The 15,473-nt window shown below is 71.0% G+C and carries 18 protein-coding genes; all 18 read right to left on the minus strand.

What is annotated here, in order from left to right; all coding sequences use genetic code 11:
* Positions 1-197 precede the first annotated feature (197 nt).
* Complete coding sequence (locus ABD355_RS44450) at positions 198-971, minus strand: hypothetical protein (RefSeq protein WP_344407163.1); 774 nt, start codon at positions 969-971, stop codon at positions 198-200.
* A gap of 121 nt (positions 972-1,092) precedes the next feature.
* Positions 1,093-2,082 carry an AAA family ATPase gene (locus ABD355_RS44455; RefSeq protein WP_344407165.1) on the minus strand — a complete coding sequence of 330 codons (990 nt, stop codon included), beginning with the start codon at positions 2,080-2,082 and terminating at the stop codon, positions 1,093-1,095.
* Positions 2,079-2,420 carry a hypothetical protein gene (locus tag ABD355_RS44460; RefSeq protein ID WP_344407166.1) on the minus strand — a complete coding sequence of 114 codons (342 nt, stop codon included), beginning with the start codon at positions 2,418-2,420 and terminating at the stop codon, positions 2,079-2,081. The genes ABD355_RS44455 and ABD355_RS44460 overlap by 4 nt, the downstream gene beginning before the upstream one ends.
* Entirely contained in the window at positions 2,417-3,001 is a 585-nt protein-coding gene (locus ABD355_RS44465) for a hypothetical protein (protein WP_344407168.1), read from the minus strand. Before ABD355_RS44465 ends, ABD355_RS44460 begins: the two co-directional genes overlap by 4 nt.
* A gap of 115 nt (positions 3,002-3,116) precedes the next feature.
* Positions 3,117-3,404 (minus strand): hypothetical protein, encoded by a 288-nt coding sequence (locus tag ABD355_RS44470; RefSeq protein WP_344407169.1) that lies wholly within the window; start codon positions 3,402-3,404, stop codon positions 3,117-3,119.
* A gap of 3 nt (positions 3,405-3,407) precedes the next feature.
* A complete protein-coding gene (locus ABD355_RS44475; protein WP_344407171.1) occupies positions 3,408-4,184 on the minus strand; it encodes a hypothetical protein in 777 nt (258 codons plus the stop codon).
* Between the two features lie 114 nt (positions 4,185-4,298).
* Complete coding sequence (locus tag ABD355_RS44480) at positions 4,299-4,766, minus strand: RRQRL motif-containing zinc-binding protein (protein WP_425585876.1); 468 nt, start codon at positions 4,764-4,766, stop codon at positions 4,299-4,301.
* A 195-nt stretch (positions 4,767-4,961) separates the two neighbouring features.
* A complete protein-coding gene (locus ABD355_RS44485; protein ID WP_344407174.1) occupies positions 4,962-5,747 on the minus strand; it encodes a hypothetical protein in 786 nt (261 codons plus the stop codon).
* 121 nt (positions 5,748-5,868) lie between these two features.
* Positions 5,869-6,420, minus strand: a complete 552-nt coding sequence (locus ABD355_RS44490) for a DUF6197 family protein (protein ID WP_344407175.1) — start codon at positions 6,418-6,420, stop codon at positions 5,869-5,871.
* Between the two features lie 70 nt (positions 6,421-6,490).
* Entirely contained in the window at positions 6,491-6,679 is a 189-nt protein-coding gene (locus ABD355_RS44495) for a hypothetical protein (protein WP_344407176.1), read from the minus strand.
* Between the two features lie 79 nt (positions 6,680-6,758).
* Positions 6,759-8,855: a chromosome segregation protein ParM gene (locus tag ABD355_RS44500; RefSeq protein WP_344407177.1), complete on the minus strand. Its 2,097-nt coding sequence runs from the start codon at positions 8,853-8,855 to the stop codon at positions 6,759-6,761.
* 85 nt (positions 8,856-8,940) lie between these two features.
* On the minus strand, positions 8,941-9,366 hold the full coding sequence (locus ABD355_RS44505; protein WP_344407178.1) for a conjugal transfer protein TraB: 426 nt from the start codon (positions 9,364-9,366) through the stop codon (positions 8,941-8,943).
* 15 nt (positions 9,367-9,381) lie between these two features.
* Positions 9,382-11,562, minus strand: a complete 2,181-nt coding sequence (locus tag ABD355_RS44510) for an ATP/GTP-binding protein (protein ID WP_344407179.1) — start codon at positions 11,560-11,562, stop codon at positions 9,382-9,384.
* Positions 11,563-11,692: 130 nt separating this feature from the next.
* The gene (locus ABD355_RS44515; RefSeq protein WP_344407180.1) at positions 11,693-11,896 is read right to left on the minus strand and encodes a hypothetical protein; all 204 of its coding nucleotides are present in this window, start codon (positions 11,894-11,896) and stop codon (positions 11,693-11,695) included.
* A 101-nt stretch (positions 11,897-11,997) separates the two neighbouring features.
* Positions 11,998-12,492 carry a hypothetical protein gene (locus tag ABD355_RS44520; RefSeq protein ID WP_344407181.1) on the minus strand — a complete coding sequence of 165 codons (495 nt, stop codon included), beginning with the start codon at positions 12,490-12,492 and terminating at the stop codon, positions 11,998-12,000.
* Positions 12,493-12,615: 123 nt separating this feature from the next.
* Positions 12,616-14,778 (minus strand): hypothetical protein, encoded by a 2,163-nt coding sequence (locus ABD355_RS44525; RefSeq protein WP_344407183.1) that lies wholly within the window; start codon positions 14,776-14,778, stop codon positions 12,616-12,618.
* A gap of 75 nt (positions 14,779-14,853) precedes the next feature.
* Entirely contained in the window at positions 14,854-15,051 is a 198-nt protein-coding gene (locus tag ABD355_RS44530) for a hypothetical protein (RefSeq protein WP_344407184.1), read from the minus strand.
* A gap of 112 nt (positions 15,052-15,163) precedes the next feature.
* Positions 15,164-15,473 (minus strand): hypothetical protein (locus tag ABD355_RS44535; RefSeq protein ID WP_344407185.1); only part of this gene is annotated, 310 nt, incomplete at its 5' end.

Below are 15,473 nucleotides of genomic sequence, written 5' to 3' on the forward strand. Positions count from 1 at the left end.
GTGCGGCGTTTCTTCGCCGATGAGGGCGGCGAGCTCCGTGCTGAAGCACTGGCTGAGCGCGGCGAAGCTGTCGGTGTAACTCCGGGTCTGGGTGGCCATGGGCGCCGTCCTTCTTCCTGGTAGTCGAGAGGGATCGTGAGGGGTCGCCGCGCCGCCCCGGCCCGTGTGGTGACAGGCCGGAGTGGCGCCGGCGTCCGTCAGGCCGCGACCGGGGCGGGGGTGTCGAGGTCGACGCCGCGCAGCGTGTCGAGCACGTACGCGTCGAAGCGGGCCTGGTGCTGGGCGGCGGTCGCCAGGTCGGCGGCGCGCCTGCGGGCGTAGCTGACGGCCAGCTGGCTGACACCGGATCCAGCGAGGACCTTGTCGACGGTGTCGCCGGCCAGACGCTGGCTCCACCACTGGGCAGCGGATTCGCGCTGGGCGTAGGCAGTCGCATGGGCCACCGACCGCGCCCACGTGCCGCTGCCGCTGTTCCGGCCGCCGCACAGCTGCCAGTTCCAGCACCGCTCGCGCATGCCCTCGGAATCGGCATCCCAGTCGGCCGCCCACTGAAGGGCGCGTTCGGGAATCTGGTGCTCGATGACGTCCAGGACCTCGCGGCCGCCGGCGCCGAGGACCGGCCAGGCATCGGTCTCCGCCAGGACACGGATCTGGTGGGCGAGCAGCCGGTAGGGGTAGTGGCGCGGGCTCCAGTTGCCGGTGTCGCCGACTGGTTCGACGATCCACAGGCGGACCGGCCAGGTGACCGGCCAGATGCCGGTGTCCTGCAGTGCCTCACCGACCCGCTTGACCATGCGGAAGTAGGAGAAGCCGCTCTCGTCGAACCACTTGGTGCGGCACGGGGTGGGGTGATCGATGACTTGGCCGACGGCGTCGGCGAGGTTGACCGGCACTGCGGCCTGGCGGCTGAGCTCGATGACGCCGTCAGCCGGTGTGGCCATGTACCAGGTGACGGGCTTGGTGCGTGCCATGCAGTCCTCCAAGAAGGGGTTGCTCATAACTGGACGGAGATCGGGGTGCGCGGGCGCGAGCTGGTGTGAGCGGTGTGGCGGTGCGCGGGGAGGCCAGCGGCACCGCCCTGGACCGGGAGGCTCACGTGCGGACCGCGTCCGCGTGCTGCGCCTCGAGGTCTGCGCGGCCTTCGGGGTCGTCGTCGTGGTCGTGCTCGTCGGCCTCCTGGTCGACGTCGTCGAAGCCGCCGTGGACGCTGCAGACGACGTCCTCGTGGTTGTCCAACGGGCCGGTGAGCGCGCGGTGCAGGGAGGTGATGTTGTCGGCCGGCGCCCACGCGTAGCCGCGGCACTCGGGGTCGAACGGGCAGGGCACCATGACGTCGAACGCGTAGTCGCCCTCGCCGTCGACGTCCCTGCGCAGGGCGAGGGTGAGGTGCAGCTGTCCGAGGCGGATCTCCGCGACCCGGTCGCCTCCGGCGACGCCGGAGCGGTGCTTCCACTGCCACAGCGGCAGAATCTCGGGGCCGAAGACCCTGCGGACCAGAAGCAGGTCGCCCAGGCCGTTGCTGCCGTCCAGCCCGAGGTCTGCGTCGCGGGCCTCACCCAGGCGGCGCAGGAACGGCTCAAGCCGGTAGAGGTTCTCCGCGAAGTGGACCTCGTTGAAGCCCTCCGCCCGCAGCGACTGGTGGGAGTGGACCATCAGCTGGTGTTGCACGCGGACCGTGTCGGCGGGGACGGTCCGGTTGTCCGGGCGCGGGACCTGGCGGGCCAGGCACACGGCCTCCGGTGTCCCCAGGACCACCGCGATGGCGGGCATGTTGTGGCGCTTGGCGGCGGCGACCAGAGGGGCCCTGGCGTCGCGGGTCACGTTGGTCGCATCGACGACCGTGTTGCGTCGGCGGGCCATCCTGCGGTCCACGAGCAGGTGCAGGGCGTCGACAGCGTCGCCGCTGGCTTCCTGGCAGCCTTCGTCGTCGCTCACCCAGCCGCGCAGCGTGTCCAGCGAGAGGACCTGGAAGGCAGGCCAGGTGCGGGCCAGGGTCGTCTTCCCGGCCCCGGAGGCACCGATCAACACGATCAGCGCGTTCTCCGGCAGCTGCGGGTACAGCGGCGAAAGGTCGGTGGTCATACAGGATCTCCTTGCGGATGAAGGGAGTCGGCAGCCCAGATCAAGCGCTGGCCGACGTTGTCGGTGAGCAGGGCGGCGGCCTCGTGCATCGGGCAGGAGGCGTCGCCGTCCTGGTCGGGCTCGATCTGCTCAGCCCGCCGCGCGGCGGCGGTGACCAGCTGCGCGAGGGATGCCACGAGGCCGCCGGGCGGGTCGGTGTCCTCGCTCAGCTCGCGCAGGATCGCGGCGAGCTCCTCCTGGTCGACGTCGTCGGCGGTGAGGTCGTCCTCGATCTGCTGGAGGGCCAGGGAGGCGATGCCGACCGAGGCCCGGACACGTTCCAGGCGAGTCCGGCTCACCGACGAGTACCCGAACGCGTGGTGAGCCAGGTGGTGACGGCTGCAGCGCCGATCCCGATGGCGCGGTGCAGCGCGGAGTCCAGCTCCATCCACGCGCTGCCCGGCCCGGTCAGCTCCGAAGTGGCTTTGCCGTCGTCGTCGACGCGGGCCGCCTTGCAGTGTTCGATGTAGCCGGTCTTGCCCGTCTTCTTCGCCAGCCACAGCAGCAGGGCGCCGCGGTCGATGGCGGCGTGCGTGGAGGCGTTGACGGCCGCACCAGCAAGCAGCGCGCCGGGGGTGACGCGGTAACCGAACGCACGGGTGACCGCAACGGTCGCCCCGAGCTGCACGGCGGTGTAGGACGCGACATGGCAGACCACCGCGCGACGTCCGAGGGCGCTGGTCGTCATGGTCGGACGGGTGGAGTCCGGGGCGGCAGGGGTGCCATCGGCGTGGACCAGGTCCTCTCCGTACAGACGCTTCCGCGACGCCGTCTTCGATCCCTGCACCCAGTGGTCGCACAGCGGGTGCAGCTCACCGAAGGTGGCCAGCAGGGTGGCGAACAGGGCCAGGCGCTCGGTGGTGCGAGACACGTGGGGCATGCTGGGGTTCTCCTGATCTCGAAACGGGTGAAAGGGGAGGGGCGGCCGGCCCTTTGCCGATGCGCGGCCGCCCGACAGTTCCGCCCCGGCCTGCATGGCCGGGGCGGAACTGTTTTCAGAACGGGGGTTCGTCCGGGCAGGGGTCGCGGAACGGCAGGAGACGGACAGACAGCTGGCGCCGCTCTGCCCAGCACCAGCAGGCCTCCATGTCCGGGTAGGGGCCCTCGGTCCACCAGCCGCCGGCACCACGGCATTCGGAGCAGTTCGGGCGGGGACGCGGCTCCAGCCAGATGCCGTACCGGGAGTAGGTCAGCCGCCAGTGGCCGGCCTTGAGAGTGACGGCAGCCGCCGTGGCCGTGAGCGGTACGGCGGCCGCGAGCAGCAGAGCGGTTCGGGTGCGCATGGCTCAGGCGGCCGGGGACGGCGAGACAGCGGACCGGATGCTGCTGGCGACCGTGGCGTCGTCCGTCGCCAGCTCCATGCGGACCAGGCTGTCGGCGGTGCGCGGGATGCCCTGGCGGTCCTGCTCGCGGAGCGCGTCGTCCGGTGCGCTGAACGCGGCGTACGGCGCCCCGTTGCGCATGAGGATGTACACGCTGGCCAGCGGCTCTCGCGGGGTGGTCCACGGTGCGGCGGCGTCGACGGCGAGCGTGAAGGTGCTCCAGGTGGCGTCCAGCCAGTCGTCGCCGTCCTTGCGCTCCTCCCATCCGTCGGGTTGGGCGTCTAGGCGCTGTGCGGCCGCCTTGGCGTCGTCCACGGTGGCGTGGACGGAGTGCCGTCGCCCGTAGCGGTACAGGAGGGTCACCTGCTGCGGCTCGGTCAGCGCACGCATCGCTTCCAGCCCGGCGCGGCCTTCGGCGGTGTCGGCGATCCGGAACAGGTTGGCGTGGGCGAGCAGGACCCGGGCGGCGTGGTAGCCGGCGGCCGCGGGCGACTGGCCGGTGGCCATCAGCGCGGCGATCTCGTCACCGGCCCCGCGAAGCCTGTCGAGCTTGGTGCGGAGCTTCTCGATCGTCCCGTCGCGATCCTCCAGGAGCTGCTCCAGGCCGACGTTCTTCTGCTCGAAGTCGTCTGCCCTGCCACGCTCTTGGGCGAGCTCGTCTTCCAGGCCGGGGACTCGCTTCGCGGTCTTCACCGCTTCCTCGTACGTGCGGCGGGTGGATCGGCGAATGATGCTGATCACGGGTTTCCCCCTTGGGTGTTGGGTGACTGGGGTGTTCCGGCTCTGCTCACCACGGGCCCGCAAGCTGTGGGGTGGGCAGGTCGGTCAGCTGCCGGTGTTTGGGACACGGGCCGGTCACGCGGCCAGCCGGTGTGTGGCCGGGACCATGACGGTGTCGGGGCTGGGCTCGAAGCCCTGCTCGCAGGGGTCGCAGCGGCCTTGGGTGCGCAGCGGGAGGCACGCGTAGTAACGCCTCCGGCATTCCGGGCACGTTTGCCGTGCCGCCATGGCCCGGTCCAGGGCCATCTCCTGGGCGAGGGTGGGTGTCCGTTTGGGAACCGCCAGGTCGACGCGGTACAGCCACGCCCACCGGTTTCCGCCCCGGCAGATGAGCCGGGCGACGGGTTCGTGGCCGCCGGGGCTCAGACCGAGCGCCCGTAACTGGCGGCGGGTGGCGAGCCCTTCCGTTGGGACGGGCGCCTTCCCTCGTACGGCGGCGCGTATGGCCACGGCCCCGGGGGCTTGGTTGTTGCCGAACTCGGCGAAGCTGCCGTCGTCGTAGAGGTCGACGTCGACCAGATCGTTGGCGTCCGGGCTGTCCATCATGGCCTCCAGGAGCCGGGCAGCCGGTCGGGACGGCGCGGGTAGCGCGGGCCGGGACGCTGCGGGCGGGGCCGGCCGATCCGGCGGCGGGGGCGGGGGATGAGCACGAGCAGTTCCTCCAGGCGTCGAGGGATGGAACTGCGCCCCGCTGACGTCGTGCTGGTGTCGGCGGGGCGCAGCGGGAGCGGAGGTGGCTCAGCGCTGGAGCGGGTGGACGTTGTTGGGTTCGTCGGCCAGGTCGTCGTGGCCGGGCGTGGCCTGCGGCGGGACGTGGAACGCGGGGTAGATGTTGACCTGCGGCGCAGCAGGTTCCGGGGTGTTGATGACCGGGCGGAGGCTCAGGCCGCGCAGGGCGGCGACGCTGGCGAAGGCCCACATAAGGGCGGCGATGCCGGTGGCGAGGGTGCGGCTGCCGTCGGGGGAGGCGGCCCACACCATGGCGATGCTGGAGAGGCCCCACCCGGTCCAGAGGATGCGGGCGCCGCTGTTGCCGGCGAATCCGGCGATGAGGCCGAACAATCCGGTGAACTGCCAGAAGGCGTAGACGGCGGAGCCGGGGACGGTGAGGGTGGCGCTGTGCTGCCCGATGTACGAGCGGATCGGGTTGTCGATCACGCCCCACAGGCCGCTGGTGGTGTCGGCTCCGGGCGGCTCGATCATCGTGCCGGACAAGTGGTGCATCACGGTGCTGACGATGTCGCCGGCAGCGTCCAGCAGGACGATGAACGCGCAGATCCCGGCGACGCTGAGCACTGCCTTGATCCAGTTGGCCATCTGGTGCCATCCGGCGTGCCGGGCTTGGAACAGGTCCTCCCACCGGCGGTACAGGAAGCCGTCTTCCTCCCAAGCCGCGGTCCACCATGCGTGCAGCCGCGCGAAGCGGGGCTCCTTGCTGGTGTCGTCCGCGGGCGGGGGCTCGGGGACGTCGGTCGTGTCCTTGAGCGGGTGGTGCTGGCCGTTGATGGGGCTGTTGGGCTGCATGGTGAGGCGTCTCCTCGGTGGGTGGTCGGTGGTGATCGGTGGTGCGCTGGCCGGGTGGCCTGTCCCGTGCCCGGCCCGTGGACGGGTTCGGGCACCGGGCAGGGAGCCCGGACGGGCGGGGCTACAGGCCGCGGGCGTCAGCGAGAGCGGCCGCTTGGTCGACCATGCGGATCGGTGTGCGGGCGGAGCCGAACGCGTCGTTGAAGCCGGGCACGGAGTCGACGTCGTCACCGAACGTGCGGCGGATCGCGTCCAGGAGCACGGCGACGGCGTTGCTTTCCAGGCCGCGGTCGCCGCGGGCCTCGATGCGGATGGCTCCGAGCATGCAGCGGGCGCCGTCCGCGTCGACCAGGGCGTCCTTGCACCAGCCGCCGGTGAGCAGGCGGTGGTGAGCCCGCTGCAGAACGGCGGCAACCGGGGTCGGGTACAGGGCCGGAAGCGGGGCGAGCCCGGTGTCGATGGGAATGGTGACGACGTCGGCCAGGTCGACGGGTTCGGTGTCGATGTGGGCGGTGTTGACTTCGTAGGCGACCTTGGCTTCGTCCAGCCGCACGGTCATCGCGGCGTTGATGAATGCCAGGCGTTCCTCGAGGGACAGCTCCGTGGGCGGGGCGGCGGCCTGGGTGGTCGCGGCGGAGTGTTCAGCGGCGGGGGAGGTGTGGGTCTGGGGCATCGCGGCTCCCTGGGGGCGTCAAAGGTGCGGGATTGGGGGGCGGCCTTCGACGCCGGCGGCCGAGGCGTTGTCAGATGCTGGAGATCCAGCCGGTGACGGAGCTGATCGCGTGGTTGATGGTGGGCGCGGCGCCGGTGGAGGCGAGGAAGAAGCCGAACAGGGCGCAGGCCAGGGCGTGCGAGAGTCGTACGGAGCCGCCTCGGATCAGCACGAAGACGACGATGGCGAGCAGGACGACGGCGGAGATCGATACGGCCACGAGCGTGTGTGTCCTTCCAGGTGTGAGCAGGGCCCGGCCGGGTGCGGCCGGGCCCTGCGGTTGGGTGGAGTGGGTCGGGTCAGACGTTGGAGAAGTTCTTGATGGCTTCCAGCGCCTGGCGGGCGGAGGTGACCGTGTCGCGGCGCGCGGCGGAGGTGCCGCCGCCGCGGCGCTTGCCGCCGCTCTTCTTGGGCGCGTCGTCGTCCTCGTCGTCGCCGGGCTCGGGGCCGAACTCGCCGGGCCGGGGCGGCTCGGTCCAGTCGAACCACAGGTCGCGCGCTTCGAGCTCACGGATCTCGTGGTCGGTGAGCTGCGCGATCTCGTCAGGGAACAGTTCGCCGATGTCCTTGCTGAAGTCCATGAACAGGGTGCGCAGGACTTCCGGCTTGCGGGATTCGACGATCCAGCCGACGCCGCCGGTGTTGGAGTCGACGGCCGGTTCCGGCTCGCCCTTCACGATCCGGTCGATGCGTCCGGCTTCCGCCTTGGAGAAGGAGCGCGGCAGCGGGTCCGGGATGTCCTCCGGCGCGACGGCCAGGGTCTTGAACATCTCTCCGACCTTCTTCGGTGCGACCTTCAGCACGACGGGGATCGAGTTCTCGCGCAGGTTCTCGTTGAGGAGCTGGGTGAACCCGTCCTGCACGTAGATCGACTGACCGGCGACCTTGATGCCGATCGCGTACTTGCGGCCCTTGACGGAGATCTGCTCGGCAAGGTCCATGATCTCCACGCCGTAGTCGCCGTGGCGGGCTGCGGACAGGAATTCGTCCAGGTACTGGCTGAGCGGCTTGTACGGGCAGCCTTCGGCGCTGGGGCTCCAGTCGTGGACTTCCCCGTCAGCCCATGGCATTTCGGCCCGGATCTCCAGCAGGGCGAGCAGCGCGCGCAGGGACCGGATCATGTAGAGGGCGCCGGCGCCTTGGCGGTCGATGTGCTTGCCGAGCGCGGCGGTCTTCTCGTCACCGGTTTCGGTGGCCAGCCAGACCACCGAGCCGAACAGGGCGTCGGCGGCCACGGCGAGCGCCATCAGCTGGGTCTTGCCGCCGCCGGACGGCGCCACGTACAGGCCGTGCGCGGCGCCGCGGTCGGTGTAGACGCGGTTGCGGGCGGGCTGGCCGTTGGTCAGGTAGCCGACGACCCAGCGGCCTTCAGAGTCCGGGGTCAGCAGCTCGCGGGTGGCGGGGTAGACCTTGGCGAGCGGCGAGGTGTCCCACACCGACACCAGGATGTCGGGCCCGTCCAGGGTGACGAAGACCCGTCCGTCCTCGTAGCTGGCGTCCAGCGCCTTGCACAGGGCGGGCAGGTTGATGCGCGGCTCGCCCATGGAGTCGGGCATGTGCGCCGTCCAGTACGTCACCTTGCGGTCGTTGTTGCGGATCTTGCGGACGAACACCGAGCCGGGGATGGCGCCGCCGTCGGCGCCGACCGTGTCGGCCCACCACTCGTGGTCGGTGGGGTTCCTGCGGCGGCGCAGGGCCGCGTCGGGGGTCACGTCGACCTGCAGCCAGCCCGGGCCGCCCTGCCGTCCGGGCTGCTGCACCACCGGAGAGAAGGCGATGATGTCCGGGTCCGGGTTGACCCCGAACGCGGCCGCGACCGCGGCCTCCGACAGGCCCGCGATCGGGCGGCCCGGCTCCGAGGCGCGCAGCAGCACCGTCAGGTCGTTGCGGGTGCCCGGGTGCGGGTCGGCCTTGACCACGTAGGTACGGCCGGGCATCCCGGCGCGCTCCCACAGCAATTGCACGCCCTGAGTGAAGGCGTCCGTGTGACCGGAGGGCATCGCGGGCTGCAGCTGCGCGGGCGCCGGCTGCGGGGCGGGGATGTAGCCGAGAGCGGGCCGGTGGTGGCGCCGGACGGAACGGGTGAACGGCAGCACGAACCATCCGGCGGCCGCCCAGGCGGCCGCGGCCAGCAGGTCCCAGCCGATGCCGGGGGTGTGCTGGGCGGCCACGTCGATGGCGGCCGCGAGGGTGAGCGGGGACCAGCGGACGATCTTCCGGCCGGTGTCCTCACCGCTCTTGTAGGCCAGCACCGATCCGGCAACGCCGGCGGCGCCCGCGAGCGTCACGACGGTGTTGACCGGGCTGCCGGGGGCGATGTTGGGGGCCGCGGCGAGGACCGGCGCGGCCAGCGTGTAGGCGATGCGTTCCAGCACGACGCTGCGGGGAAGGGACACCGGACGTTTCTCCTTGTCAGGGGAAGACGCTGGGCGACCCCGCCACGGTTGGCGGGGCCGCCCAGCAGGGGGAAGCGGAAGAGGGTCAGCCGCCGCGGCGGACGAAGAAGCCGGGCTTGGGGGTCGTCTCGGGGCGCCCGGAGCGGACGTCGTCCAGGGCCTCGTACAGCTTCGAGTGGGTGCGCTTGGTCTGGTGGGCGAGGCCCGAGACGTCCTGTGCCGTCTCGTGCAGCTTGCGGACTTCGACGGCGGCGCCGCCCAGCGCGACCGAGACGCTGTTCGTCATGTGCACGAACTTCGGATCGAGTCCGGCGTCGGCGATGTCGACGGCCAGCCGCTCGGAGCGGCCGGCGTTCATGCGCATGTTCCGCAGCAGGCCCTCGAGTTCGACCGTGGCGTCGTCCATGGCCTTGCCCAGGGTTTTGAGTTTGTGCTGGACGGCCTTGTAGCGGTTGTCGCCGTCCGTCGAGGCGGCCGCCTTGCCCTGCTGCGGGGCCAGTTCGCTGCTCATCAGCAGGCCTTTCGTCTAGTCGTGGTGGGCTGCGGAGGAGGCGTAGGTCAGGCCCGAAGCGTCCATGGCATCAAGGTCCTCGCCGTAGGTGCGGGCGACGGCCATGGCCACGAGCTGGGCGGCCTCGCAGGCCACCCCGCACTCGTTCGCGCACCGTTCGGCCTGCAGCTTCATGCGGCCGGCGGCGTCGGCGAGGTTCGAGATCAGGTCGGTGACCTGGGTGGAGATGTTGTGGTCGCCGACCAGGTCGGTGGCCATGTCCCGCAGGGCGTCCGCGACCTTGCCCAGGGCCTCGGCCAGCGATTCGGCCCGCTCCTTGTCGACGCCGGCGGAGACAGCGATGTTCGCGATCTCCACCAGGAACTCGTCGAAGGTGATGTTGGTGCGGTGCTTGGCCGCCAGGCCGCCCTGGCCCGACGCGGTCTGGACTCCCGTCGTGCTCACGTTGCTCTCCTCGGGGGTGGGTCGGGTGGTGCCGGGCCGCTGGGTGTGGGGCTCGGGCGCGGGGGGAAGGCCCCTGGGCTCGACGATGACCGCGTCGTAGACCTCGTCGTCATCGTTCGAGTCGGGACGCCGCGGTGCCTGTTCGGACCGGTCAGGGCGGTCGAACGTGGCGCCGAAATCTTGCGGCTTTGCCCTGGTCCTGGGGGGCTCCTCCGGATCGGGGGTGTCCTTCGGGTCCTTTTCGCCGGGCCTGCCGAACCAGTCCTTGATCCGTTCGCCGAAGGAGCGCCCGCCTGCGCTGTCGTCGGCGCTGGGCGGGTCCTTGGCTGCGTCGGCCTTCGGCTTGTCGTCCGGTCCGGCGTCCTTCGGGTCCTTGTCGCCGGAGCCGTCAGACGGCTTCTCACCGTCCTTCTTGCCTTCGCCCGGGCCGGTGGTCGCGTCTTTCGGAGCGTCAGCAGACGGCTCGGTGCCGTCCTTGGCCTTGCCGTCCTTGGGCGTGTCCTTGTCCTTGGCGCCGGTGGTCTTCTTGGTCTCGCCGTCCCGGGCTTCGGGGCCGCGCTTGTCCTCCGGCTTCCCGGACTTGCCCTTGCCGTCTTTGTCCTTGGTCAGATCAACCTTCGGGCCGGCGGGCTCTCCCTCCTTCTCCTTCCGGGCCTTCTCTGCCTTCTCAGCCTTGTCTTCGGCCGCGCGACGCTTACGGTCCGCGGCGGCGGCCGCAGCCGCCTCCCGCTTCGCCTTCTTCGCAGCTGCGCGTTCGGCTTTCGCCGCGCGGCGTTCGTCCTGCGCGGCCTGCTTGTTGGCGCGGGCCAAATCGCGGTCCTTGCTGCGGTCGGCGAGGCTGGCCGTCTGGGCGGCGCCGCGCCGCTGGTCTCGTGCCGCCTGGCGGGCGGCGGCCCGCTCCTGGCGGCCGCGGGCCCGCTCCGCCGCCGGACTGGAGGCGGGCGAGTTCTTCCCCTTGTCGCCGTCGCTCTTCGTGCCGCCCTTGCCTGAACTGCCCGGGCCGCCAGAGCCGTTCTGGCGGCCTTTGGCGCCGCCGGGCGGCTCATTGCCCTTGGAGGGACCGTTGCGGCCGCCAGCGGAACGATCAGGCCCCTTCCCGGCTCCCTTGGGGGAGTTGGGGCCCCCGGCACCCCGGCCGGCTCCGGCTCCCGACCCCGACGGCTTGCCGCGGCCCTTGTCGGATCCCATCCCGGCGGCGGAGGGCTTCTGCGACTTCGCGACGGCGGCATCGGCTTTCCCTTTCGCCGCCGCCCGGTCCGCCTGCGCCTTCACCTGGGCTTCGCGCAGCTTTCCCTGCTGCTCCATCAGCCCGATTTCGCGCTCAGTCTGCGCCTGGAGCAGGGCAGTCTTCCGCGCTATTTCAGCTTCGCGGTAAGGCGCTTCCGCCTCCATTCGGCTCCGCCCGAGAGCAATCCGGTATTCGAGCCAGTCGCCGAGCCGGTCAGCAAGAGAACGCTGCGCAACATATTCGTCGTCCGTGTTTTCTTCGGATTCCCCGGAATCTGAATGCACGGCGATTGCCGGATTGCCGCCGGATGCCAATGCAGACTCGGGTGTCATCGGGCGAGGAACCGCCGGAATTTGCGGGGTCGTTTCTCCGTCGGGCTCTTCCGGGGTTTCGGGAGCGTCCGGGGAATCCGCTTCCGGCTCCGGAGTGGTGTCTCCGTAGAACGGGATCGGGGGCGGGACGTACGAGGGGTCACCGCCTCCGGGGAACGGGTAGACGGTCCCGCCGTCGCTCTCGTCGGACACGGCTCACCTCCTTCCAGGGGGACTTGACAGACAGTGGGGTCTCGTGTGCACGCGTGTGCACGTGCACGTGTGCACGCGTTACACGCGCGAGGGCCCCGCCGGGGTCCGGCGGGGCCTTTGGTGGTCACGCTCAGTCGCGTGGGGGGTGGGCCTTCACGACCTGCTCCGCGTACTGCAGGAGGTCGTTCCAGATCCTCGTGTCGCCTGCTGCCCGCCGCTGGATCGCGGTGCGGAACAGCTGCAGGACGAGGGCGAATCCGGCCCACGTGTCCGTGCGTCCGGCTTTCGCTTCCTTCGCGATTTCAGCGCGGGTGACACGGAGTCGGAATTCCATCGCGCCCTGCTCGCCGCGAGATTCGCGGGCTCTTACTTCCTCATCCCTGCGCCAGTTCAGCCGGGATTCCCGCTGGCGTTCGACGCTGGTGAGGGGCCGCGTCACGCCGACCGCCTGTCACCCAGGTCGTAAATCGACGCGGGATTAGCATAGCCGGGATTCTGGTTGCCGTGAACCTGCTGGCCGTTTTCCGTGCCGGGCTGGATGGCCGGGGGATTGTTCTTCTGCTCCTTGAGCTGGGCCTTTTCCTTTCGCTGCTTCACGACGTCCTTGACTTTTTCGTCGTGGGCGTGGCGCTTATGGGCGCTCTTTTCCAGTCCCGAAGTGACGTTCTTGAGGTTCTTGATGACGTTGTTCAGGGACTTTTCGACCGGGAAGGAGCGCAGGAAAGCCTGGCCCCTCATGTCGCCCTCCACGTGGGTGCCGCGGCAGTGGACGCGGGTCTCGCGCTGGAGGATCTCCAGCTTGGCCTGCATGTCGAGGACGACCCGGTGGAAATCGGCGAGGTAGTGCGCGTAGGCGGCGGGGTTCTGCGCGATCTCACGCAGCGCCGCGTCCGGGTCGTCGAAGAAGGACTGGGTTTCGTCGGTGCTCACGGGGTCCTCCGTGGGGGTTGGATCTGCTGTACTCGGGGGGCTGTTGACTGCTTCCGGCAGTCACGGCGAGGGCCAGCCCAATTGCCGTGGGCTGGCCCTCACTGATGTGTGCCGGACGTGCGCTCAGGTCAGGTACTTGTCCGCGTCCGACGGACGCAGCAGGCCGGCCAGCTTGAGCAGGCGCACCGCGCGGTCCTGGTTCACGCGGAGCTGGGTGCGCACGCGCGAGATGTTGACGAAGCCGTCGTCCTCGCGCGGGAGCTCCCGTACCAGGGGGAGCAGTTCGTCATCCGGACGCGGCGGAGTGGCCGTACCGGTACGCCCGGCGGAGGCCGTCGCGGTGGTACGCGAGCGGGTGCCCGCCGTACTGGTACGGGCGGCCGGGGCGCCGTCCAGGGGAGCCGTCCGCGCGGTGACCGTACTAGTACGGGTCTCGCTCGCGTACGTCGCCGCACTGGTACGCCCGGAGTGCTCAGCACTAGTACGCGCCCCGGCGTCCGGGGCGGCCGGTACGCCGCTTGTACGGCCGTTGTACGCGCTGGTCACGCCCGCATTCGCCGCCGCCGGGGCGGTGCCCCGCCCGGTGGCGTGTACAGGCTCCGCACGAGCCGCGCCGGAGACCGTACGAGCGGGCACCGTACTGGCTGCCGCGCCGTACAGGTCTGTCCCTGCCGTGCTTGTACGGGCGTGCTGCGTACCAGCGGAGCTGTCCGCACGGGCAGCCGTACTGGTACGCCCGCCTGTCCCGGCCGGCGTGCCAGTACCACTGTGGGCGTCCGTACCACCGTGTCCGTCCGTACCGGCGTCGTGCATGAGCGAGTGGACGCGCCAGATGACGGCCACGAAGATCAGCACGACGAAGGTGGTCAGCGGCCACGGCGCCGACTGGCCCGCCTTGACGATGTGGGCCTGCTCGGATAGGTGGTACGTGACATTCGCCGATGCCATCAGCAGCAGCGCCGCCGGGATGTCCCGCTTGGCGCGGAACGCGGTGACGCAGTACACGTCGATGCTGACGGGCAGCAGCGGGGCGACGTACGGGTTGATCCCGACCATGGTGGCCAGTTCGTACTCGCCGGAGGCGGCGAGCCCGACGCCGGCAGCCAGCGCGATCCACGGCGCGGTCTTCCACATCTTGCGACCGAACCGCTGCTGCCAGCCCCGGAACTTGGAGTTGGCCTTCTTGGCCTCCCGGGCCTCTTCCAGCATCCGGCGAGCGCGGGCCTCATCGGCCTGTGCCCGGTCGGTGATGCCCTTGGCCTTCTTCTCCGCCTCGGCGGTGATGCGCGCGGCGTCCTTCTCCGCCGCCTCCCGCAGCTGGGCGGCGACGGACGTGGCCTCGCGTCGAAGCCGCTCGCGCTGTTCCTCCAACGCCTTGCGTAGAAGGGCGAGTTCGGCATCCAGGGCGGCGCGCTTGTCCGCCGCCTTCTTGTCCCACGCGTCGCCCATCGTGCGCAGCTGCTCGCGCAGTTCGGCACGCGCCCGCTCCGCCTCGGCATGAGCGTCGGCAACGGCCGTCTCCGCCTCACGCCGGCGGGAGTCGGCGGCGGCCACCGCGTCGGCGTAGAGCTTCTCGCCCTCCGCCCGGCGGGTGTCGTACGCGGTCGCCGCCGAAGCGGCCAGCTCGCTGTAGCGCTCGTGGGCCTGCTCGACCTCGCGCTGGGCGGTGGCGCGCAGCTGGTCGGCCTGCTCCTGAGCTCGGGCGATGATCGCGGCGGCCTCTTCGCGGCGTGCCGCCACCAGTTCACCAATCTCCGCCAGGTCGGCCTCCGCCGCACGGCGCATCTCAGCAACCGTCGCCCGGGCCGACTCATGATCCAAGGCCGCCTGCTCGGTCAGCTGCGCAACCTGGGCGCGGGCCTCGCCCAGGAGGCTCCCGGCACGGTCACGGGCCTCGGACAGGAGCCGGTCGGCCTCACCGCGCGCGGCCTGGACCGTCTCCTTGGCCTCCGCACGCTGGGCGGTGGCCTCCTGGCTGGCCGTCTCGGTGATGCCCTCGGCACGCGTGCGCGCCTCGGACAGCATGTCCGTGACCTGCTCGTGTGCGGCGGCGACGGTGCGCGCCGCCTGCCCTTCGGCCTCCGTCTGGAGGGCGGCGGCTTCCTCACGGGCGAGATCGACGATGTCGGCGGCCCGATCCCGCAGGTCCGCGGTGCGCGTCTCCCGCCCGGCCTGGTCCATCAGCTCGGTCGCGGCCGGAGCGGGAGCGGCGGGGACGGAGGCGGCAGTCGTCGGAGTCGGCTTCTTCCGGGCGGTGGGCCTCTTACGGGTTCGTGTGGCGGCCACGCCGCCTCCTTCCGGTCAAAGCCGCCCCATCAGGGGCGGCATGGGATGTTGGGGAACAGGTGCTGCATCCGCGCGTCAGCCCCGCCGGAGTTCTCGCTGCAGGCGCTGGAGATCGGCGGTGGACATGCCCTCCAAGGACTTGCGGAGAGCCGCTTCGTCGCCGGCGGCTGCGGTCGCCACGACGGCTCGGGTCTGCTGACGGGTGACGGCCTGGCGGGCCACCGACTGCGTGACCTGGTTCAGAGCTGCGGCGAACTCGTCGAGGTTGCGCATGTGTTCTCCTCGTGCGGTGTGGTCCGGGCTGTCCGGCTCCCCGTCACCGCCCGACCCGGCCCGCCGTGCTGCGGCGGTCGGTGCGGGCGGATCAGGCAACCGCCAGTGCGGATCATGTGGTGGCGAGGCCGCTCTTCTTCGTGGCCTCGTAGCGGTCCTGGAGCTGGGCGAACCGGTCGTGGATCGGCCCGCCGACCGCGCAGGGCCGGTCCTCCTGACAGGCCTGGCAAGCCGCCCAGTGCTTGTTGGAGGCCTCGAACGCCTCCATGTAGGCGACGAACAGGTTGTCCCCGCCGGTGGCGTCGGTCGGTCGGTGCGGGGCGATGACCTGCCCGTCGGGCAGCAGGTCGCCGGTGTCCTCGACTATGCCGATCAGTCTTCCGGGTGTCTTTGATGTCCAACTCGCTGTCATGGGAGGGCCT

The sequence above is a fragment of the Streptomyces longisporus genome (genome assembly GCF_039532765.1).
Classification (GTDB): domain Bacteria; phylum Actinomycetota; class Actinomycetes; order Streptomycetales; family Streptomycetaceae; genus Streptomyces; species Streptomyces longisporus.